The sequence below is a fragment of the Burkholderia sp. Ac-20349 genome, from assembly GCF_017104865.1.
Classification (GTDB): Bacteria; Pseudomonadota; Gammaproteobacteria; order Burkholderiales; family Burkholderiaceae; genus Burkholderia; species Burkholderia aenigmatica.
Map to the genome: position 1 here is coordinate 1 of NZ_JAAGPM010000375.1, position 281 is coordinate 281.

At 62.6% G+C, this 281-nt stretch carries 1 protein-coding gene; it reads right to left on the reverse strand.

The genetic code is table 11. The features are described from left to right. Window positions 1–281: contractile injection system protein, VgrG/Pvc8 family (locus G3N61_RS39320; RefSeq protein WP_277405140.1), on the reverse strand; the 281-nt coding region annotated here is incomplete at both ends.

Sequence of the window (281 nt, forward strand, 5' to 3'; positions counted from 1 at the left end):
TGCATCGCGCCGGTGGCCGCGCAAACGATCGTGGGTAAACGCCTTGCCGCTGGCTTCGTGTTTATATCGTCCCGGGTAGTCATAGCGCGCGTAGCTCTGGCCCTGATGATCGAGATCGGTGCCGTCATGCGGGTACTCGTGGTTAAAGCGCGGGTTCTTGAACGTGTAGTCGCGCTGCACCTGGCGCGCAGTACGCACGTTCTCGGTGTAAGCGAAGGTCCGTAGGCTGGGTTGTGGCTGATCGCCGCCCGGCGTCGGGTTGTAGATCACCGGCTCGCCGT